The sequence below is a fragment of the Pseudomonas sp. TH37 genome (assembly GCF_016650735.1).
GTDB classification, from domain to species: domain Bacteria; phylum Pseudomonadota; class Gammaproteobacteria; order Pseudomonadales; family Pseudomonadaceae; genus Aquipseudomonas; species Aquipseudomonas farris.
This window is the reverse complement of record NZ_JAEKFD010000011.1, coordinates 137,145-157,682: the sequence shown is the minus strand read 5'-3', so window position 1 is coordinate 157,682 and position 20,538 is coordinate 137,145. Positions and strand designations below refer to the sequence as shown.

Annotated in this window: 22 protein-coding genes and 1 tRNA gene; 10 read left to right on the top strand and 13 right to left on the bottom strand. The window is 57.0% G+C overall.

From position 1 onward, the window contains the following. Positions 1-124: 124 nt before the first annotated feature. The 4 genes from JFU11_RS24200 (at position 125) to JFU11_RS28345 (ending at position 2,917) form a co-directional block, all read left to right on the top strand. Positions 125-745 carry a flavin reductase family protein gene (locus JFU11_RS24200; RefSeq protein WP_201062303.1) on the top strand — a complete coding sequence of 207 codons (621 nt, stop codon included), beginning with the start codon at positions 125-127 and terminating at the stop codon, positions 743-745. Positions 746-846: 101 nt separating this feature from the next. Beyond that, a complete protein-coding gene (locus tag JFU11_RS24195; protein ID WP_201062302.1) occupies positions 847-1,743 on the top strand; it encodes an alpha/beta hydrolase in 897 nt (298 codons plus the stop codon). A 30-nt stretch (positions 1,744-1,773) separates the two neighbouring features. Beyond that, positions 1,774-2,562 carry an enoyl-CoA hydratase/isomerase family protein gene (locus JFU11_RS24190; protein WP_134104835.1) on the top strand — a complete coding sequence of 263 codons (789 nt, stop codon included), beginning with the start codon at positions 1,774-1,776 and terminating at the stop codon, positions 2,560-2,562. Positions 2,563-2,719: 157 nt separating this feature from the next. Next, positions 2,720-2,917 (top strand): hypothetical protein, encoded by a 198-nt coding sequence (locus JFU11_RS28345; RefSeq protein ID WP_201062355.1) that lies wholly within the window; start codon positions 2,720-2,722, stop codon positions 2,915-2,917. 148 nt (positions 2,918-3,065) lie between these two features. Here JFU11_RS28345 and JFU11_RS24180 read toward each other — a convergent pair whose 3' ends face one another. From JFU11_RS24180 to JFU11_RS24120, 13 genes are all read right to left on the bottom strand, one after another. Then, the gene (locus tag JFU11_RS24180; RefSeq protein ID WP_201062301.1) at positions 3,066-4,208 is read right to left on the bottom strand and encodes a sensor histidine kinase; all 1,143 of its coding nucleotides are present in this window, start codon (positions 4,206-4,208) and stop codon (positions 3,066-3,068) included. A gap of 105 nt (positions 4,209-4,313) precedes the next feature. Beyond that, positions 4,314-4,697: a hypothetical protein gene (locus JFU11_RS24175; protein WP_201062300.1), complete on the bottom strand. Its 384-nt coding sequence runs from the start codon at positions 4,695-4,697 to the stop codon at positions 4,314-4,316. Positions 4,698-5,246: 549 nt separating this feature from the next. Further along, positions 5,247-5,435, bottom strand: coding sequence for an AbrB/MazE/SpoVT family DNA-binding domain-containing protein (locus JFU11_RS24170; protein WP_201062299.1), 189 nt, complete (start codon positions 5,433-5,435; stop codon positions 5,247-5,249). Between the two features lie 216 nt (positions 5,436-5,651). Continuing rightward, the gene (locus JFU11_RS24165; protein ID WP_201062298.1) at positions 5,652-6,518 is read right to left on the bottom strand and encodes a hypothetical protein; all 867 of its coding nucleotides are present in this window, start codon (positions 6,516-6,518) and stop codon (positions 5,652-5,654) included. Continuing rightward, positions 6,511-7,692 carry an integrase arm-type DNA-binding domain-containing protein gene (locus JFU11_RS24160; RefSeq protein ID WP_201062297.1) on the bottom strand — a complete coding sequence of 394 codons (1,182 nt, stop codon included), beginning with the start codon at positions 7,690-7,692 and terminating at the stop codon, positions 6,511-6,513. The genes JFU11_RS24165 and JFU11_RS24160 overlap by 8 nt, the downstream gene beginning before the upstream one ends. Before the next feature lie 216 nt (positions 7,693-7,908). After that, positions 7,909-9,009, bottom strand: coding sequence for a redox-regulated ATPase YchF (gene ychF / locus JFU11_RS24155; RefSeq protein WP_008011955.1), 1,101 nt, complete (start codon positions 9,007-9,009; stop codon positions 7,909-7,911). A 22-nt stretch (positions 9,010-9,031) separates the two neighbouring features. Then, on the bottom strand, positions 9,032-9,616 hold the full coding sequence (gene pth, locus JFU11_RS24150; protein WP_007905795.1) for an aminoacyl-tRNA hydrolase: 585 nt from the start codon (positions 9,614-9,616) through the stop codon (positions 9,032-9,034). Between the two features lie 169 nt (positions 9,617-9,785). Continuing rightward, positions 9,786-10,391: a 50S ribosomal protein L25/general stress protein Ctc gene (locus JFU11_RS24145; protein ID WP_201062353.1), complete on the bottom strand. Its 606-nt coding sequence runs from the start codon at positions 10,389-10,391 to the stop codon at positions 9,786-9,788. A 143-nt stretch (positions 10,392-10,534) separates the two neighbouring features. Then, positions 10,535-11,476: a ribose-phosphate pyrophosphokinase gene (locus tag JFU11_RS24140; protein ID WP_003171603.1), complete on the bottom strand. Its 942-nt coding sequence runs from the start codon at positions 11,474-11,476 to the stop codon at positions 10,535-10,537. 46 nt (positions 11,477-11,522) lie between these two features. Next, positions 11,523-11,597, bottom strand: a tRNA-Gln gene (locus tag JFU11_RS24135). A gap of 37 nt (positions 11,598-11,634) precedes the next feature. Beyond that, positions 11,635-12,486 carry a 4-(cytidine 5'-diphospho)-2-C-methyl-D-erythritol kinase gene (ispE, locus tag JFU11_RS24130; RefSeq protein WP_123359251.1) on the bottom strand — a complete coding sequence of 284 codons (852 nt, stop codon included), beginning with the start codon at positions 12,484-12,486 and terminating at the stop codon, positions 11,635-11,637. A gap of 2 nt (positions 12,487-12,488) precedes the next feature. After that, entirely contained in the window at positions 12,489-13,106 is a 618-nt protein-coding gene (gene lolB / locus JFU11_RS24125) for a lipoprotein insertase outer membrane protein LolB (RefSeq protein WP_123719520.1), read from the bottom strand. A 3-nt stretch (positions 13,107-13,109) separates the two neighbouring features. After that, positions 13,110-14,834: a tetratricopeptide repeat protein gene (locus JFU11_RS24120; protein ID WP_123719519.1), complete on the bottom strand. Its 1,725-nt coding sequence runs from the start codon at positions 14,832-14,834 to the stop codon at positions 13,110-13,112. Between the two features lie 235 nt (positions 14,835-15,069). Between JFU11_RS24120 and hemA the strand changes: the two genes are divergently transcribed. The 6 genes from hemA to JFU11_RS24090 all read left to right on the top strand — a co-directional run bounded on the left by hemA (position 15,070) and on the right by JFU11_RS24090 (position 20,440). Continuing rightward, positions 15,070-16,359 carry a glutamyl-tRNA reductase gene (gene hemA, locus JFU11_RS24115; RefSeq protein WP_123359227.1) on the top strand — a complete coding sequence of 430 codons (1,290 nt, stop codon included), beginning with the start codon at positions 15,070-15,072 and terminating at the stop codon, positions 16,357-16,359. Beyond that, entirely contained in the window at positions 16,356-17,438 is a 1,083-nt protein-coding gene (gene prfA, locus JFU11_RS24110) for a peptide chain release factor 1 (RefSeq protein WP_123359226.1), read from the top strand. Before hemA ends, prfA begins: the two co-directional genes overlap by 4 nt. Next, complete coding sequence (prmC, locus tag JFU11_RS24105) at positions 17,439-18,269, top strand: peptide chain release factor N(5)-glutamine methyltransferase (protein WP_201062296.1); 831 nt, start codon at positions 17,439-17,441, stop codon at positions 18,267-18,269. Then, entirely contained in the window at positions 18,263-19,018 is a 756-nt protein-coding gene (locus JFU11_RS24100; protein WP_123719517.1) for a molybdopterin-synthase adenylyltransferase MoeB, read from the top strand. The genes prmC and JFU11_RS24100 overlap by 7 nt, the downstream gene beginning before the upstream one ends. Next, positions 19,011-19,802 carry a glutamate racemase gene (gene murI / locus JFU11_RS24095; protein ID WP_123719516.1) on the top strand — a complete coding sequence of 264 codons (792 nt, stop codon included), beginning with the start codon at positions 19,011-19,013 and terminating at the stop codon, positions 19,800-19,802. Before JFU11_RS24100 ends, murI begins: the two co-directional genes overlap by 8 nt. Before the next feature lie 119 nt (positions 19,803-19,921). Then, a complete protein-coding gene (locus JFU11_RS24090; RefSeq protein WP_123719515.1) occupies positions 19,922-20,440 on the top strand; it encodes an acyloxyacyl hydrolase in 519 nt (172 codons plus the stop codon). Positions 20,441-20,538 lie beyond the last annotated feature (98 nt).

Sequence of the window (20,538 nt, the reverse complement as noted above, 5' to 3'; positions counted from 1 at the left end):
CCATGTTCTGGACGGGTATCGGGATGAATGCAGCCATCACTTCGACCATGGTGTTGCGCACGCGCACCGAGCCGGAGGCGCTGTAGGCGGCAGTCCTTGCGCTCGTCCCAAAAGAGGTAAAGCTATGACCGATTGGCATGTCTACGAACCGGCGCAGGGACATTCCCTGCGGCACGATCCACTCAACGCCATCGTCGCTCCGCGCCCGATTGGCTGGATCAGTACTGTCTCCAACGACGGCGTACGTAACCTTGCTCCCTACAGCTTTTTTAACCTATTCAGCTACAAGCCGCCGATTATCGGCTTTTGCTCGCTTGGCGCGAAGGACTCGCTCGCCAATGCGCGTGCGACCGGCGAGTTCGTATGGAATCTGGCGACGCGAGAACTCGCCGAGGCGATGAACGCCTCTGCGGCGATGGCGCCAGCGGACGTCGATGAGTTCGAGTTGGCCAAGTTGGAGACGCTGCCCTCCGAAAAAGTACGGCCATCGCGCGTTGCGGCTAGCCCGGTGCAGTTCGAGTGCGTGGTCACCCAGATCGTGCAGCTTGAGGCGCAAGGCGGTGCTGCGCTCCCGGCGTGGCTGGTGTTGGGCGAAGTAGTAGCGATCCACATTGACCAGCAACTGATCAAAGACGGCGTGTATCAGACTGCGCAGGCGCGCCCGATCCTGCGCGGAGGTGGGCCGGCCGACTATTTCGAAATCGGCGCGGAGCAACTCTTCACGCTTGAGCGGCCAGGCAATTGACCTGGCATCGAGTGACCGAGGCAAAAGGGTGGAAGGCATGAACTGCCGCTGCGCATAGGGTTTACGGCGCCGCCTGACCTCTTTTTACAAGGAGAACTTCCATGTTTCGACGTACCGATATCGCGTTCGAAGCCGAGGGCGGCGTCACGCTGCGCGGCTGGCTCTATATTCCCACCGGCGGCACCGCCCCCTATCCTGCCATCACGATGGCGCATGGTTATGCCGGCGTGAAGGAGCACGGCCTGGAGCCATTCGCTGAGAAATTTGCCTCCAACGGCTTTGTCGTCCTCCTGCACGATCACCGCAACTTCGGCGCCAGCGAAGGCACGCCGCGCCAGGATATCGACCCATGGAGTCAGATCGCCGATTGGCGGCGCGCGATCAGCTTCCTCGAAGACCAGGACGCCGTCGACGCGAAGCGCATCGGCTTATGGGGCACGAGCTATTCCGGCGGTCACGCACTCGTGCTTGGCGCAACCGAACGCCGCTTGCGTGCGGTCGTCGCGCAGGTGCCGACGATCAGCGGCTTCGAGCAAGGACTGCGCCGCATTCCGCCCGATGCTGTCGCCGCTATCGAGGATGCCTTCACGGCGGACGAGCGCGCGCAAGCACGCGGCGAGCCGCCGCGTAGGCAGGCAATCGTCAGCGCCGATCCGGCCGTCCCTGCTTCGTATCGCACCAAGGAAGCCATCGAGTTCTATCTGCAGCCCGTACCCGACGGCGCCTGGGAGAACAGCGTCACGGTGCGCTCGACGCGCGCTGCGCGCATGTACGAACCGGGCACGTGGATTGCGCGCGTGTCCCCCACGCCGCTGCTGATGGTCGTCGCGCTGCAGGACACGATCACGCTGACCGATCTTGAGCTGGCCGCCTACGAGCGTGCCGTTGAGCCAAAGCGCCTCGTGACGATTCCCGGCGGCCACTTCGATCCGTACATCACCAGATTCGATCAATCAAGTACCGCCGCGCTGGACTGGTTCAAGGAACACCTCTCCTAACCTCAACTTGCGACAACGCAGGAGCCCGACATGTCTCATCTCACCCATACCATCGAGAACGGCATAGCAACGATCATTCTTGATCGCTCGCCGCAAAACCGCATCGACGACCAGATGGTTGACGAACTGGCTACGGCAGTCAGCGCGATCGAACGCAGTGACGCACGCGTCGTGCTGGTGCGCGCCGAAGGCGAGAGCTTCAGCTTTGGCGGCGACATCACGTCCTGGCCCGATGACACCCCCCGCCAGTTGCGTGCACGCTTCGAGGGTTACATGGACGTCTTCAATCGCTTCGAACGTCTGCCCTTGCCTGTCATCGCCGTGGTGCAAGGCTTGTGCGCAGGCGGTGGTTTCGAACTGGCGTTGCGTGCCGATGTAATCTTTGCCGCCGAAAGCGCAACATTCTGCCATCCGGAACAGTCGCTTGCTTTAGTGACCCTGTTGGGCGGCATCTACCGCGTCGCCGAACGTGCAGGACGCGTACGAGCCATGGAATGGGCGCTGACTTCCGAGCGTGTCCCCGCCGCGACGATGGAGCGCTTCGGCGTAATCAACCGCGTCGTCGCCGATGCCGAACTGTTTGCAACGGCGCATGCGTTCGCCGCGAAGTTTGTGCATGGCCCCACACGCGCCCACGCAGCTCACAAAGCCTTGCTGCGAGCCTGGGCAAACGGCGGTATCCAGGCGGCCGACGATGTGATGTTCAACATTGCCATGCCCTTGTTCGAGACAGAAGACGTGAAGAACGGGCTTGCTTCGGCCATCAAGGCCCTGAAGGCCGGTACGCCGCGTCTGGAGCTCGAATTCAAGGGGCATTGATTCCCGCTACGCAAACCGACTCAAGACGAGGACCATTTACAAATTGCTGGCGCGGGTAGGCGAGGTGCATGAAAGAATCGGTGCGCTGGAAGCGGCATGAAACGCTCAGCGTCACTATCGTTACCGGGCGCACTACGGGCGCTGAAGGCACTGGTTCATGATGTCAATACGCGTACAGCTTCTGCGCGCATGCACATCCGAACGGGTCGCGATTGAAACGCTCCAGGGTGAAGTCGTGCAAGAGCGCAGGGATGCGCGGTTCGAGACACCGATCAATGCTGCGCAGAAGGTGATTGGCTGGGATGTGATCTTCAAGGTGGAACGAGTAAAACAGCCGTTCCTGCCCACTCGATAACTGTCCCATCATGCTGCGTGCTTCCCTGCTGGCCAATGTAGAGATTTTGCCGCAGGCCAGGCAGGGGAGTTACTTTTTCAACAGAATCGGCCGATTTCAGCCCTTCGTGACAGGCAGAAATCGACCCGAAGCTGCCTCTCGAATGAGTCTACGGATGTAGGGGCGGCTCAGTAATTGGAAGCTTGACTAAAAAAGTGGTGCCTCCACTCGAGTCAGAGCTGACATCGATTGAACCGTTATGTGATGCCACGATCTCTGACGCGATGAACAGGCCCAAGCCCAGCCCCTCTGTCGGCCCGTGATCAATTGCAGATCTCTGAGAGAAACGACCCATAGGGTTAAATATAAACGGGAGAACGTCCTCTGGTATGGGCTCACCACGGTTATGGACGGTGAAAATAGCGCAGTCTTCTGAGGTCTCTAACTCCACCTTGATAGAGAATTGATTATCTCCATGCTGTACAGCGTTGCTGATTATGTTCGAGAAGACTTGTTCCATTCTGGCGCCGTCGAATTGCCCTTGAACTGGAGTCTTCGCGTCGAACAAGACCATTGCCTCCGGATGAAACGCTCGGATTTCTTCGACAACACGTTCGCAAACGTGTGAGAGATCTACATCCGCCGTTTTGACAGGAATGCCTGGGCCCATTTGGCAGCGTGTTAAATCAAGTAGGTCTCCAACAATTTGGCTCGCTCGCCGCACGCTTGTATATATCTGATTGGCAACCTTGGTAGCCCGGGCTCCGGTCCCTTCTGAGCGCCTCAATATATCGGCACCCAGCAAGATCGCTCCAAGCGGGGTGCGCAGGTCGTGGCCGAGAATGCCTAAAAATACGTTGCGTGACGCCTCCACCGCGCGGGAGTAACTGGCGATGGATTCGGCGAGAGCCTGATCGATGGCCTCATGGAATCGGGTCATGTCATCGACATTAATCGGCCTGCCATCCTTCACTTGCCTCATCCACTGACTGACGACACTCGTTCTTAGTGCTCGATATTCCGACACCATTTGATCGATCGTGAAACCTGCCATTAGCCGCGTCATTGCATGAGTTTCAGCTGCGGTTTCTTCATCATCTGAAGGGGCTTGGCCTTGAGACTTGGCAGCTTGCTCTCGCTTCGTCTGCTTTGTTCGCAGGTCACTTACTATTGCCCGCAACATCTGTTCGGCATGATCTCGCAGAGCTTCACTATCGAGGTCCGCACCCGGCGTCTCAATGGTTCTGGCGAAATCTTCCCAGGCCTGCAAAATCGGCTCAAGGTTCTCAAGAATGAAATCGGACAGGCGCATGTCGGTGATCCTAATGGGAGGCGATGCAGAGGCCGGCAGGAGAGCGAGGCTGCGCAGATACGGTGTGAGCGGGTGTTCAGCAGTGTAGGAGGTTGTTTATAGCTTTTAAAGCTCAGCGCGTATGAAGCCTGCTTTGTCGATACGCATGATCAAGGCGTCGCCAGCTTTGACACTGACCTTGATCTCTTGCGTCCATTGCCTAGAGCACCCCTCCGAAGTTCGCGCCGAGAGGGTGTGTGATCCGAACGTGAGCCCGAAATGGGCTACTTCTGCGCCGAAAAAGTCAGCGGCCGGCTTTTCGTCTATTGAAATACGGATCGCGCAATCATTTCCTAATGAGGTCGCGGCCAAGATGACGAGATGGGTATCAGATGTTTTTGTAAAACCCAAAAGCCGCTCTTGGGGAACAGTGGTGATCTCTTCCGGAACGGGTGCCGTTTTGCAGCCTGCTATTAGAGCAAGTGTTAAAAGGAAAGTGACGTACCTCATCCGTTTCCTCTACGCAGCTTCTTCAATCCAGCTGACGCTACAGCCCTAATGTCAGCGACCTCAATCTTTGCTCCACGATGCTGTCAAAATGATCTGATAACAGTTCACAGCGCTCTGTGGGCAGGCCGTCACAGCATGTTATTCCGAGTATGAATCCCTGGGCTTTAGCGCCACTTTTAACCGCGAGAATCATCGAGCCTGCGAGTTCGATCTCGCGGAGAATTCTCTCAGCCTGCCGCTTTATAGGCTCGGGCAAATCGTTTGTAGCTTCTATCATGGCTTTCTCCACCAGCGCTTACGATCGAACAACAACAAGAGGCACCAGTACGCTCTGAAAGCATGGACCAAAGGTTGCTTCAGGAGTTTCGCTGGTTTCATATCATGAGACCTTCACCCGTCGACCAGCCATAGTACTGCTGCTTCCGACAATGCTCAGTTGCTGCCGCTCTTGACAGGCCGCGCTTCTGGCCGATTTCTGCCTGTCCTAAGGAGCCCTGACAGCCTTGGACGAACCCGGTTGACGATGGGGTGACCCGCAGGGTTGCAAGCTCAGGGGGTTTGGGATTCGCTCGGCGTCGGCTTCAGCACTATCGCTCCGTCAATCACCTCAACAGTAAACACGTCGCCAATGCTCAATCCTAAGTCAGCGACTAGGTCCAGCGGCAAGTCAACGATAACGTCGCCGCTTCCATCCGCAGGATCTTGGCATTTCACTGTCCAACGTTGGGCTTTGTTCATGATGTCGTTCGAGCTGCGTTATTGGGGACGTTTCATTATGCCCGCGGTGCCTTACCCAATTGAAGCGTAATGCAGAGCAGTAATGTCTCCTATTGGTCGATTGCTGACCGTCGCATAGGGCAGCAAGCGATCCTCATCATGTAAAATTGGCATTTGCCGAGATAAGTAAGGCGAATACCTCGTTATCCGAATCCATCGTTAACGCTATATGGTGTGTTAGTGATATTGCCGTGGTTTCTGCTCTAGCGATTTAAAGTCAGGTAGTAGTTGCATTAAACGAAACTCTTCTTCCTGTTCCTTAACTAGTGCTTCGTCCGGCTCGAAGTCAATTGATTCTACGGTATGGGCCATCGCTCTATGGAGGGATTCAATAAGCGGCGACGCCAGCTCACGAAGTTGCCTACCAACAGCATCGTTATGGGCGACCTGCTTAGCAAAATCTTTACCGTATTCGATCATTGTGATTGTGGTGCTCCAATCTAATTTTGATTTGTTCATGGAAAACAGATTTAGCATTACGCATTTCATTGCTAAGGTAGTGTTCGCAGTTAAATCAGGTAGAAATATGTTTTTGTCCACGTCTTTAGCGCCGGTACCTCTGCTCGTAAAATCATTTCGAGTGTTTGGAGGAATATTGTAGAGAGCAAGTGTGTTCAATAACGGAAACGCATGCAATGCCTTAAAGAATCGAACGAGGGTAGGGGTTCTTTTCGATTTTTCTAAAATTTCATTAATGACTATCTCTAGGCGATCAGCCGTGGCATCGAGCGATTTAATCTGACTAGAAATTTTGAGACTCTCACCACAGCCGTGATCAAAGTGTTCGACATCTAGCTCGACGACTAGCTTCAGGGATTGAGAAAGGCGCCTAGCATCAGAAGCGGCTTTTCTCAAAGATCGTAGTCTTGGTTGGATGTCTAAGGACTGAGGCTCAATGATTTTTTCCCCCGGTCTGTCTAAGGCTTCAAACAAAGCGGTGCGCTGATCATCAGAAAGTAACTGAATCTCAACGTGCTCCAAGATACGCCCAGTCAGCGCGAGCCTAAAAGCCGCGCAATCCATCTCGCTATCAACTCTAAGCATGTGAAACCTCCGTTTTCCACTGATCCAGCTGATCGGCCCAGTGCTGCATCATTTTGATCCGCTCATCCATATACGTTGCGTGATTATATGCACGGCGCACAGCGTTCGGTTCTGCATGGGCAAGTTGGGCTTCAATTGCGTCCGCCCTGTAACCCATTTCGTTGAGTCTAGTGCTTCCGGTGGTCCGCGTACCGTGTGGACTATAGATTGTCGCCCATCCAAGCTTTTTCAGCGCCTGACGAAAGGATGCATCGGCCATCGGCCGCTGGCGATCGTCCCGATTGGGAAAAACGTATGTACCATTCCCGGTAATCGGGTGCATCGCCTTCAGGATTGAAATTGCTTGGCGAGGTAAGGGAAGCGTGTGCTCCCTTCGGGCTTTCATCCGCTCCTTCGGGATTTTCCATAAGGCATTTGGGAGGTCGAACTCCTGCCATTGAGCTTGCACGCTTTCGTTGGCACGGGTCAGCGTCAACCACATGAGTTGAAAAGCCATGACGGTTTGAAAGTGACCACCATGTGATTCGAAAGCGTTGAGCAGGTTGCCAACCTGGACAGGAGATAGTGCCGCTTTGTGTTGTGTCTTGTTCGGTGGCAAAGCCTTTCTTACCGGCCAAACAGGGTCACTGTCGGCTCTCAGGGTTGCGACAGCTAATTCGAATACTGCCGACATCGTGCGTTTAGCTTCCGCCGCAACGGATGGTGCGCCACGCTTAACCGTCCTGTTAAGAATGTCTAAAACGTGTGCTGGCTTGATAGTCCGCACAGGGAGTTTTCCAATTGATGGAAACACAACTCTTTTGAGCATCCCCAAGCGACGTGTTTTCGTCACAGGCTCCCAGTCTTTCAATGCGAGCCATTCCGAGGCGACAGATTCGAACGTATTCGAGGCATCGAGCTCTCGCGTAATTTTCTCCAATTGTCGATTCTGTACTGGGTTAATTCCCTGCCTGACTAGCCTGCGAGCCTCGTCGCATTTCTCGCGAGCATTTGCCAGCGAGATACTAGGGTAGTCGCCTAGAGCGAACCAGGAGGCCTTTCCACTCAGTTTGAATCGGTAACGCCAAGCGCGTACGCCGTTCGGTTTCACCTCTAGGTAAAGGCCTCTAGCATCGTTGATGCGGTACAGCTTGGCTTTGGGCTTGGCAGCCCGGCAGTGAGCGTCCGTAAGCATCCAGGCACTGTCCCTTTCCGGAAAATTGCCATCGTATACACCTAATCGAGTGCTGTCCAAGAACCGTATACACCGGTGTAGTCGTTTTTTTTGTGCATGCTGCTGCAATCTCATGCATGCCATAGAAACGCGAAAGCCCCCATAAATGGGGGCTTTCTGGATGATTAAAGGACTGTCTCGCAACCCTAAGCAATCACCTGCAATGCCAGCTACAACTCAGACGTTGAAGCGGAAGTGCATCACGTCGCCGTCTTTAACGATGTAGTCCTTGCCTTCCAGGCGCCATTTACCGGCTTCTTTGGTGCCGGCTTCGCCCTTGTACTGAATGAAGTCGTCGTAGGCAATAACTTCGGCGCGGATGAAGCCTTTTTCGAAGTCGGTGTGGATCACACCAGCGGCTTGTGGTGCGGTGGCACCGACGCGGACGGTCCAGGCGCGGACTTCTTCGACACCGGCGGTGAAGTAGGTCTGCAGATGCAGCATCTCGTAGCCGGCACGAATCACGCGGTTCAGGCCAGGCTCTTCGAGGCCCAGGGCTTCGAGGAACATGTCTTTCTCTTCACCGTCTTCCAGCTCGGCGATTTCGGCTTCGATCTTGTTGCAGACCGGAACCACCATGGCGCCTTCTTCTTCGGCGATGGCTTTGACGATGTCCAGCAGCGGATTGTTCTCGAAACCGTCTTCAGCGACGTTGGCGATGTACATGACCGGCTTGGTGGTCAGCAGGTGGAAGCCACGAATCACCGCTTTGTCGTCGGCGCCCATGTTCTTCATCAGCGTGCGCGCTGGCTTGCCGAGGGTGAAGTGAGCGATCAGTTGCTCCAGCAGGCCTTTCTGGACCACGGCGTCCTTGTCGCCACCCTTGGCGTTGCGGGCGACTTTCTGCAGTTGCTTCTCGCAGCTGTCGAGGTCGGCGAAGATCAGTTCCAGGTCGATAATCTCGATGTCGCGTTTCGGGTCGACGCTGTTGGAGACGTGAATCACGTTCTCGTCTTCGAAGCAGCGGACCACGTGAGCGATAGCATCGGTCTCGCGGATGTTGGCGAGGAATTTGTTGCCCAGGCCTTCACCTTTCGAGGCGCCGGCAACCAGGCCAGCGATATCGACGAACTCCATGGTGGTCGGCAGGATGCGCTTTGGATTGACGATGGCTGCCAGGGCTTCCAGACGCGGATCCGGCATCGGCACGATACCGGTGTTCGGCTCGATGGTGCAGAAGGGGAAGTTCTCGGCCGCGATCCCGGATTTGGTCAGGGCGTTGAATAGGGTGGACTTGCCGACGTTAGGCAGGCCGACGATGCCGCAATTGAATCCCATGGTGTATTCCCCGAGGAGTGAGTCAGGCCTTCTGGCTGTGCAGGTTTTTCATCGCGCGGTTCCATTCACCGGCGAGGATATCCGGCAGCACGCCGAGGGCAAAGTCGATGCTGGCATCGAGTTTTTCCTGTTCGGCGCGTGGCGCACGACCCAGGACGAAATTTGAAACCATACTGGCAACGCCCGGGTGGCCAATGCCAAGCCGCAAGCGGTGAAAGGTATTCTGATTGCCCAGTTGCGCGATGATGTCGCGCAACCCGTTGTGACCGCCATGGCCGCCGCCCTGTTTGAGCTTGGCAACGCCCGGAGGCAGATCGAGTTCGTCATGCGCCACCAGGATTTCTTCAGGCTTGATGCGGAAGAAGCCGGCAAGTGCCGCGACGGCTTGGCCGCTGCGGTTCATGTAGGTGGTGGGAATCAGCAGACGAACATCCTGACCCTGATGCGAATAGCGCCCGGTCAGGCCGAAATATTTGCGATCGGCCACAAGGTTGACACCCTGCGCGTGCGCGATGCGCTCAACAAAAAGGGCCCCTGCGTTATGCCGGGTCTGTTCGTATTCAGCGCCTGGATTTCCCAGGCCAACGATCAGTTTGATGGCAGTCACGATAGGGGCCCTTCTTTGGAGTGGTGGATAACATCGCCGCAATCAGGGAGTGCGGCGAAAGTGGACGACAAGTGCTCATTTACCATTATGTAAACTCCGCGTTCTCGCCCGCTTTCTCGCTACGCTCTAGTCCGCGATGTTTCCGGTCACTCCGGCGAACAGAGTGAAATTACTCTGCTGCGCCTTCTTCAGTAGTAGCTTCTGGAGCAACACGTGGAGCGTGGACGTTGGCAACAGCCTTGTCATCACCGTGGGCCAGAGCAACAAACTCAACGCCTTTAGGGGCTTTGAGGTCAGACAGGTGAATGATCGAGCCGATTTCGGCGTTAGCCAGGTCGACTTCGATGAATTCAGGCAGGTCTTTTGGCAGGCAGGTCACTTCGATTTCAGCAACAACGTGCGAAACTTCGCCGCCTTTCTTGATCGGAGCTTCTTCACCAACAAAGTGTACAGGCACGATAGCGGTCAGTTTCTGGCCAGCTACTACGCGTACGAAGTCAGCGTGCAGCACGTGGCCTTTGGCCGGGTGACGCTGCAGGGCTTTGATGATTACGTTTTGCTTGGTGCCGCCAACGTTCAGCTCGATGATGTGGCTGTAAGCCGCTTCGTTTTCGAGCAGTTTGGCAACTTCTTTAGCCAGCATGCTGATGGATTCAGGGGCTTTGTCGCCACCGTAAACTACAGCTGGAACCAGGCTTGCGAGACGACGCAGGCGGCGGCTCGCACCTTTCCCCAGGTCGGAACGCACTTCAGCATTCAGAGTAAAATCGTTCATGTTGTATCTCCAAAATAACCACATCCGCCCCAGCGTTTGCGACCAGCGCTTAAAGGCGATATGGGCAAAAAAGCCCCGCCCCGACAGGAATGCCGGGGCGGGGCGCTTTTCGTCAACGAGATGTAATGAGAAGGGCAGGGCCCTTAACGGAACATCGCGCTGATCGATTCTTCGTTGCTGATGCGGCGAACCGCCTCGGCAACTACCGGTGCGATATCCAGTTGACGGATACGTGCACAGGCTTGTGCTGCAGCGGACAGCGGGATGGTGTTTGTTACCACCAGCTCGTCCAGCACGGAATTTTCAATGTTTTCGATCGCCCGACCCGACAGCACAGGGTGCGTGCAGTAGGCGAAAACCTTGGCAGCGCCATGCTCTTTCAGGGCCTTGGCCGCGTGGCACAGAGTGCCGGCGGTATCGACCATGTCATCGACCAGAATACAGGTACGCCCTTCGACATCACCGATGATATGCATCACTTCAGAGTGATTGGCTTTCTCACGGCGTTTGTCGATGATCCCGAGATCCACGCCCAGGGATTTGGCAACAGCCCGTGCACGCACGACGCCACCAATGTCCGGGGACACGATCATCAGGTTTTCGAAGCGCTGATCTTCAATGTCATCCACCAGTACCGGGGAGCCGTAGATGTTATCTACCGGAATATCGAAGAAGCCCTGAATCTGGTCAGCATGCAAATCAACCGTGAGAACACGGTCGATGCCGACTACGGTAAGCATGTCAGCAACGACTTTCGCGCTGATAGCCACACGTGCGGAACGCGGACGGCGATCCTGACGGGCATAACCAAAGTAAGGAATAACAGCAGTGATACGAGTAGCCGAGGAGCGGCGGAAGGCATCAGCCATCACTACCAGTTCCATCAGGTTATCGTTGGTCGGAGCGCAAGTCGGCTGAATAATGAAAACGTCTTTACCGCGAACGTTTTCATTGATCTCGGCAGTAATTTCGCCGTCGGAGAACTTACCGACAGAGATGTCACCGAGAGGGATATGCAGCTGACGTACAACACGCCGAGCCAGATCGGGGTTAGCGTTCCCCGTAAAGACCATCATCTTGGACACGCGCAGTACCTGAAGGCTGAGGGTAACCTGGATGAGTATAGGAAAATGGCAGGGGCGGCTGGATTCGAACCAACGCATGGCAGGATCAAAACCTGCTGCCTTACCGCTTGGCGACGCCCCTGTATCTGTTGCAACGAGTACCCAGTACTCGATTCCTTTTAGAGCAGACTTTGCAGCTTGCGATGCAACATCGAAATGTTGCTTCCTTTTGCTACAAACCCTGTAAGGGTCTCTGTCAGAAGGGCCGAGACTTTATCAGCTTCAGCTTTGCTTGGGAAGCCCCCAAACACACAACTTCCAGTTCCGGTGAGTTTTGCTTCGGTAAATTTACCTAACAAATTCAATGCGTTACGTACATCTGGATAACGCCTTGCTACCACCGGCAAGCAGTCATTTCGACTGTTTCCCTTGGGAACGGGGCGCACTTTAATGGGAGGAGTGTTACGTGTCAACAGTGGATCTGAAAAAATTTCTGCTGTACTTACAGATACTTGCGGCACCAGCACGAGATACCACGGTTCTTCGGGCTCTACAGGGGTGAGTTTCTCCCCCACACCCTCGGCGAAAGCCGCGTGTCCACGCACGAAAACCGGGACGTCGGCGCCAAGCGTAAGGCCCAGCGCAGCCAGCCGATCCTCATCCCAACCCAGTTGCCAAAGATGATTGAGGCCCAGCAATGTGGTCGCCGCATTCGAACTGCCGCCACCGATTCCACCGCCCATGGGCAGGATTTTTTCGATCCAGATGTCGATACCCAGTGAGCAACCGGATTGTTCCTGAAGCTTTTTTGCGGCTTTGACGATCAGGTTGCTGTCGTGAGGGACGTCGGCGAATTCGGTGTGCAGCCGAATCACGCCATCGTCGCGAACGGCAAAGGTGATTTCATCGCCGTAATCGAGGAACTGAAAAATCGTCTGCAACTCGTGGTAACCGTCTTCACGGCGGCCGAGGATGTGCAGCATCAGGTTGAGCTTGGCGGGCGAGGGCAGTGTCAGGCGTGGCGCAGTCATGTTCACTGCCCCAGTTTGCGTGGCTGCCATTCCTTGATCACCAGCGTGACATCAAGGTCGGTGCCGTGCAGTTTGATCCGGTCGGGCAGCCAGTAGCCGTTTTGCTCGGCATAACTCAGGTACTCAACCTTCCAGCCATCCTGTTCGAGATTGGCCAGGCGGCTGTCGGCGTCGAGGGTCAGGCGACTTTTGCTGTCCGGGGCCGGGAGCCCGCGAACCCACCATGCCAGATGCGATACCGGCAATTTCCAGCCCAGTTGTTCTTCAACCAGGGCTTCCGGGGTCTGAGCGTCATAGCGGCCCTGATTGGCCACTTCCAGCGAGACTTTGCCCGGGCGACCGGTCAAGCGGGCTGCACCACGACCCAGCGGGCCGGAGAGGCGGATGTCGTAGTAATCCTGGCGTTGCAGCCAGAACAACGTGCCGCTACCCGAATCTTTTGGCGCGCGGATGCCGATTTTGCCGTTGATCTGCCAGCCGTCGAGGCCGGTCAGTTGCTGTTTGTGCTCGCGCCATTGGGCCTTGTTGCCTTGACCCTGGACCGATTCGCGGGCAACGAAGCCCGCGCAACCGGCGAGCAGGGCGATGAAGCTGAAAACGATGATGTGGCGCAAAAACATAACTTAAAGAGTCTCTGATCCGGTCAGGCGCTTGATGGTGCCGCGCAGGGTAGGGCTGTCGGGCTGTTCCTTGAGGAACTTGCTCCAGATTTGCTTGGCTTCGCGTTGTTTGCCGTTGGCCCACAGCACTTCGCCCAGGTGAGCGGCGACTTCCTGATCGGGGAAGCGCTCCAGCGCCTGGCGCAAATACCGCTCGGCTTCATCGAGGTTACCCAGGCGGAAATTGACCCATCCGAGGCTGTCGAGGACTGCCGGGTCTTCCGGGTTGATCTGGTGCGCCTGTTCGATCAAGGCCTTGGCTTCGGCGTAGCGTGTGGTGCGGTCGGACAGGGTGTAGCCGAGAGCGTTCAACGCCATTGCATTGTTCGGGTCACGCTTGATGATCAATCGCAGATCTTTTTCCATCTGCGCCAGGTCATTGCGTTTTTCTGCCAGCATGGCCCGGGTATACAGCAGATTCAGATCGTCGGGGTATTGCTGCAGCGCTTGCTGCAAGACTTTCCAGGCCTTGTCGCCCTGTTTGTTGGCGGACAAGGTTTCGGCTTCGATCAGATACAACTGGATCGCGTAATCGGGTTGCTCGCCGCGCTCGGCTGCCAGACGGCTTTGGGCTTCGGCGGTCTTGCCGTTGCTCATCAGAATATCGGCCTGACGCAATTGCGCCGGCAGGTAATCGTTGCCCGCCCCGACCTGAGCGTATTCGATCAATGCGCCCTGCGGGTCGTTACGCTCTTCAGCAATGCGCCCCAGGTTCAGGTGTGCCGAGTCGACATGGCTTTCCCGAGCGATCAAATCTTCCAGATAACCTTTGGCCTCGTCCCACGCCTTGGCTTCCAGGCAGACCAGGGCCAGGGAGTAACGCAGTTCGTCGTCTTCGGGGTATTGCTGCACCAGGCTCGAGAACTCGGCCTTGGCATCTTCCATGCGGTCCTGCTCAACCAGCATGCGCGCATAGGTCAGGCGCAGGCGTTTGTCGTCCGGGTATTTCTTGATGCTTTTTTGCAGCAGCGGCAGGGCTTCATCACCACGGTTGAGCCCTTGCAGCAGGCGCGCGCGCAGCAGGATCGGCGCTATTTCGCCCTCTTCCGGCGGGTTGTCTTCGAGCAGGGTCAGGGCACCTTTGGTATCGCCGTCCTGTTGCATCAGCAAGGCCTTGCCGAAAATCAGCTGGTTGTTGTGCGGATGGCGCTGCAACAAACGGTCAAAACCTTTCATCAGGCCGTTGCGCGTGTCCTGGTCGGTATCGGCCGCGGACAGGGCGAGGAAGTCGAAATGCGTGTCGCCTTTGCCTTGCAGGACTTTCTCCATATAGACCATGGAGTCGTCATAACGCCCTGCGCGGGCAAGTTGCACGGCAGCCGCCCGTTGCGCCTCGAGATCGTCCGGGGCGTTTTTCGCCCAGACCAGTGCGGTGTCGAGGGCAGCCTGATCGGCACCCAGATACTCGGCAATGCGAAATGCCCGCTCGGAGATGCCCGGATCCTGGGTATTGATGGCCTGGGTCACGTAGTTGTCCAGGGCAATGTCGTAACGATTGCGCTGGCCAGCCAGTTCGGCGCTCAATAGGCTGAAGACGGTTTCTTCACTGAACGAGCTGTAAACCTTGGGCTTTTCAGGAACCGGAGTGCTGTCTTCGACCGGCGGCGTACCGTCCGACGAAACGGGTGCCAAGGCCTGGCAGCCGCTGAGGAAGACAAAAGCGAGGAGCAACGCGGAAGATCTATTCATATAGGAAAAGGACGACTAACCTGCGGTCGGATCATCATGACACAAGCCTTCAGCCAAACATAACCGCCCGGCCAATTTACCCGCGCGGGCAATCCCCGCAGGCCCGGCGCCCTTGTAAACGAGAACGGATCGCAGCCTTTGGCAGTTCTTACAGGAGCGATAGATATCGAGTGGTTGTTCTGGCTCTGTCGAAGTAGGACAATTGTCGGCTTCACGTCACCATCAGCGACCTTGAATGGCCTTCCTTGCACTCGGTATTAACCACAAGACTGCTTCAGTAGACGTCCGCGAGCGCGTGGCCTTTACCCCTGAGCAGCTGGTTGAGGCCTTGCAGCAGCTCTGCCGACTCACCGACAGCCGCGAAGCTGCGATCCTCTCCACCTGCAATCGCAGTGAACTGTATATAGAACAGGATCACCTTTCGGCTGACATCATATTGCGCTGGCTGGCCGATTATCATCATTTGAGCCTCGATGAGCTGCGCGCGAGCGCTTATGTGCACGAAGATGATGCGGCAGTTCGTCACATGATGCGGGTTGCCTCCGGGCTCGATTCGCTGGTGTTGGGTGAGCCGCAGATTCTCGGTCAGATGAAATCGGCCTACGCTGTCGCTCGCGAGGCCGGCACCATCGGTCCGCTGCTCGGAAGGTTGTTCCAGGCCACGTTCAATGCGGCCAAACAGGTGCGGACCGACACCGCCATCGGCGAAAACCCGGTATCCGTGGCGTTTGCCGCGGTCAGCCTGGCGAAACAGATTTTCAGTGATTTGCAACGCAGCCAGGCTTTGTTGATTGGCGCCGGCGAGACCATCACCCTGGTCGCCCGCCATCTGCATGAGCTGGGTGTGAAGCGAATCGTGGTCGCCAACCGCACCCTGGAGCGCGCGAGCATTCTGGCCGAACAGTTCGGCGCCCACGCAGTGCTGCTCTCAGACATCCCGGCAGAACTGGTGCGCAGCGACATCGTCATCAGTTCCACCGCCAGCCAGTTGCCGATTCTCGGTAAAGGCGCGGTTGAAAGTGCCTTGAAATTGCGCAAGCACAAGCCGATTTTCATGGTGGATATCGCCGTCCCTCGGGATATCGAACCGGAAGTCGGCGAGTTGGACGACGTATACCTATATAGCGTCGACGATCTCCACGAAGTGGTCGCCGAAAACCTCAAGAGCCGTCAGGGCGCAGCCCAGGCCGCCGAAGAGATGGTGTCGATCGGTGCCGAAGATTTCATGGTTCGCCTGCGCGAACTGGCGGCGGTGGATGTGCTCAAGGCCTATCGTCAACAAAGCGAACGCATGCGCGACGAAGAATTGCAGAAAGCCCAGCGCATGCTCGCCAATGGCAGCAGCGCCGAAGACGTGCTGGTGCAACTGGCCCGCGGCCTGACCAACAAACTCTTGCATGCTCCGAGCGTGCAATTGAAAAAGCTCTCTGCCGAAGGCCGCCTCGATGCGCTGGCCATGGCCCAGGAACTCTTTGCCCTCGGTGAGGGCTCATCGGATAGCTTTTCGGATAAAAAACCGCAATGAAAGCGTCACTGCTCAATAAGCTGGACATCCTCCAGGACCGTTTCGAGGAATTGACCGCCCTGCTTGGCGACGGCGAGGTCATTTCCGATCAAAACAAGTTCCGCACCTATTCCAAGGAATACGCGGAAGTCGAGCCGATCGTTGGCACCTATAAACAGCTGCTTAAAGTGCAGGGCGACCTCGAAGGGGCTCAGGCGCTGCTCAAGGACAGCGACCCGGACATGCGCGAAATGGCCGTGGAAGAAGTCCGCGAAGCCAAAGAGCAACTGATCGAAATCGAAGCCCAACTGCAACGCATGCTGCTGCCCAAAGATCCCAACGACGGGCGCAACGTATTCCTCGAGATCCGTGCCGGCACCGGCGGTGACGAAGCCGCGATTTTCTCCGGCGATCTGTTCCGCATGTATTCGCGTTACGCCGAGCGGCGTGGCTGGCGGGTAGAGATTCTCTCGGAGAACGAAGGTGAACACGGCGGCTATAAAGAAGTCATTGCCCGGGTCGAAGGCGAGAACGTTTACGGTAAGCTGAAGTTCGAGTCCGGTGCGCACCGTGTACAGCGGGTTCCGGCCACTGAATCCCAGGGCCGCATCCACACCTCGGCCTGCACCGTGGCCGTGTTGCCCGAGCCGGACGAGCAGGAAGCGATCGAGATCAATCCGGCGGATCTGCGGGTCGACACCTATCGCTCCTCCGGTGCCGGTGGTCAGCACGTCAACAAGACCGACTCGGCGATTCGTATCACGCACTTGCCGTCCGGCATTGTCGTCGAGTGCCAGGAAGAACGTTCCCAGCACAAGAACCGCGCCCGGGCGATGTCCTGGCTGTCGGCCAAGCTTAACGACCAACAGACCAGCGCCGCCGCGAACGCAATCGCTAGCGAGCGTAAGTTGCTGGTAGGTTCCGGTGACCGCTCCGAGCGTATTCGCACCTATAACTTTGCCCAAGGCCGGGTCACCGACCACCGGGTCAATCTGACGCTGTATTCGCTCGACGAAATTCTCGCCGGTGGCGTGGATGCGGTGATCGAACCGCTGCTGGCCGAATTCCAGGCCGACCAATTGGCAGCGATAGGTGAGTAAATGACGATCATTGCCAGTTTGTTGCGCGCCGCTGATTTGCCCGACTCGCCCACCGCGCGTCTGGATGCCGAATTGCTGCTGGCGGCTGCCTTGGGCAAGTCCCGCAGTTTTCTGCACACCTGGCCTGAACGTATCGTCCCGAGCGAAGCGGCACTGAAGTTTGCCGAGTACCTGCAGCGCCGCCGTAGCGGTGAGCCGGTGGCCTACATTCTGGGGCAGCAAGGCTTCTGGAAACTCGATCTGGAAGTCGCACCTCACACGCTGATTCCACGTCCCGACACCGAATTGCTGGTAGAGACCGCGCTGGAACTGTTGCCGGCCACACAGGCCTTGGTGCTCGATTTGGGCACCGGCAGTGGCGCCATCGCCCTGGCCCTGGCCAGCGAACGTCCGGTCTGGAAAGTCACCGCCGTGGATCGCGTGCTGGAAGCCGTGGCCCTGGCCGAGCGCAATCGCCAGCGGCTGCACCTGAACAACGCCACGGTGCTGAGTAGCCATTGGTTCAGCGCTTTGGAAGGCCAACGCTTTCAATTGATCATCAGCAATCCGCCCTACATTGCTTCGACCGATCCGCATCTGGCGGAGGGCGACGTGCGCTTCGAGCCAGCCAGTGCCTTGGTGGCCGGCGTCGATGGGCTCGACGATTTGCGTCTGATCGTCGATCAGGCACCGGATCATCTTGAGGTGGGTGGCTGGTTGATGCTCGAACATGGTTACGATCAAGCCGAGGCCGTGCGCGATTTGCTGCTGACCCGCGGCTTTGAAGAGGTCCACAGTCGCACCGATCTGGGCGGTCACGAACGCATCAGTCTGGGGCGCTTGCCGTGCTGAATGATCAGGAATTACTGCGCTATAGCCGGCAGATTCTGCTGCAACACGTCGACATCGACGGTCAGTTACGGCTCAAAGAAAGCCGCGTGCTGATTGTCGGCCTCGGCGGTCTCGGATCACCGGTTGCGCTGTATCTGGCGGCGGCCGGTATCGGTGAGTTGCATCTGGCGGACTTCGACACGGTCGACCTGACCAATCTGCAACGCCAGATCGTTCACGACACCGACAGCGTCGGCCTGAGCAAGGTCGATTCGGCGATCCGTCGCCTGACCGCGATCAATCCCGAGATTCAGCTGATTGCCCATCGCTCCGCCCTGGATGAGGATTCCCTGGCGGCAGCAGTTGCGGCGGTGGATCTGGTGCTGGACTGTTCCGATAATTTTTCCACCCGCGAAGCGGTCAACGCCGCGTGTGTGGCTGCGCGCAAACCGCTGGTCAGCGGCGCGGCGATTCGGCTGGAAGGGCAATTGTCGGTCTTCGACCCTCGTCGTCCGGAAAGCCCGTGCTACCACTGTTTATACGGGCACGGCAGCGAAGCCGAGCTGACCTGCAGCGAGGCCGGTGTACTCGGTCCGTTGGTGGGCCTGGTCGGTAGCCTGCAAGCCCTCGAAGCGCTGAAATTGCTGGTGGGGTTCGGTGAACCGCTGGTGGGGCGTTTGTTATTGATCGATGCCTTGGGCACTCGCTTCCGTGAATTGCGGGTCAAGCGTGATCCGGGTTGCAGCGTCTGCGGGTCAAGCCATGCGTGAAGCGCCGATTGGAGTGTTCGATTCCGGCGTCGGAGGGCTGTCGGTACTGGCCGAGATTCAGCAGTTGCTGCCCAACGAATCTCTGTTGTACCTCGGCGATTGCGGGAATATTCCCTACGGTGAGAAATCCCCGGCATTCATCAGTCAGCGTTGCAGTGTCATGGCGCAGTTCTTTCAGCAGCAGGGCGCCAAGGCGCTGGTGCTCGCTTGCAACACCGCGACCGTCGCGGGAGTTGCGGACTTGCGGCGCGATTTCCCCGAGTGGCCCATCGTCGGCATGGAGCCCGCGGTCAAACCGGCAGCAGCGGCGACGCGCAGCGGTGTAGTTGGCGTACTCGCCACCACCGGCACTTTACAGAGTGCCAAGTTCGCCGCCTTGCTCGACCGTTTCGCCGCCGATGTGCGAGTCATCACCCAGCCATGCCCAGGGTTGGTGGAGCTGATTGAAAATGGCGATTTGCACAGCGAGGCATTGCGTCAGTTGCTGCAAGGGTATGTCGATCCGCTGCTGGCTGCAGGTGCAGACACGATCATTCTTGGCTGCACGCATTATCCCTTTCTAAAGCCACTGCTTAAGCAGATGATCCCCCAGAACATCAGCCTGATCGATACCGGTGCCGCTGTGGCACGGCAGCTTCAACGATTGTTGGCCGAGCGTGAGTTGCTGGCCGAGGGACCTGCTCGCGCTGCCCGGTTCTGGACGAGTGCGGATCCGGAACATTTCAGGAATATCTTGCCGGTTTTATGGCATTCGACGGGTGTTGTGCAAAGCTTCGACTTGTAGATAAAAAAGAGATGACACGAATAATTGAGCTGAACTTCTGATCAAGCTTCAACTTCTATAGCTTTGTCTGTTGGGCAGCATAAAAACCATACGAAATTGTTCGGAAAAGGATGTTTCTAATGAAGCGACTATTCTGCTTGGCCGCGATTGCGACCGCATTGATGGGGCACAGTTTTACCGCACAGGCAGCAGGGGTGGAATTCGGGGTCGGCCAGACCAGCGATTCGACCATGACCTACCGATTGGGGATGCAATTCGATTGGGACAAAAGCTGGCTTCAGAGTGACATCGGTCGCTTGACCGGCTACTGGAGCGGCGCTTACACCTATTGGGAGGGCGATGAAACGTCGAGCAATCACAGTTTGTCATTCTCGCCGGTGCTGGTGTATGAGTTTGCCGGTCAGACCATCAAACCCTATGTTGAGGCGGGTATCGGTATCGCGGTGTTTGCCAACACCGAAGTCGAAGACAACAAACTTGGCGGGGCCTTTCAGTTCGAAGACCGTTTCGGGTTTGGTCTGCGCTTTACCGGCGGACATGAAGTGGGGATTCGCGCCACGCACTATTCCAATGGCGGGATCAGCAGCCCGAACGATGGCGTAGAGAGTTACTCGCTGCATTACACGATGCCGTTGTAAGCCAGCGATGTCTTAAATTTGGGAGCGGACTGTGGCGAGGGGGCTTGCCCCCGTTCGGCTGCGAAGCAGTCGTAAATCCTTTACATGCGGTTTAACTT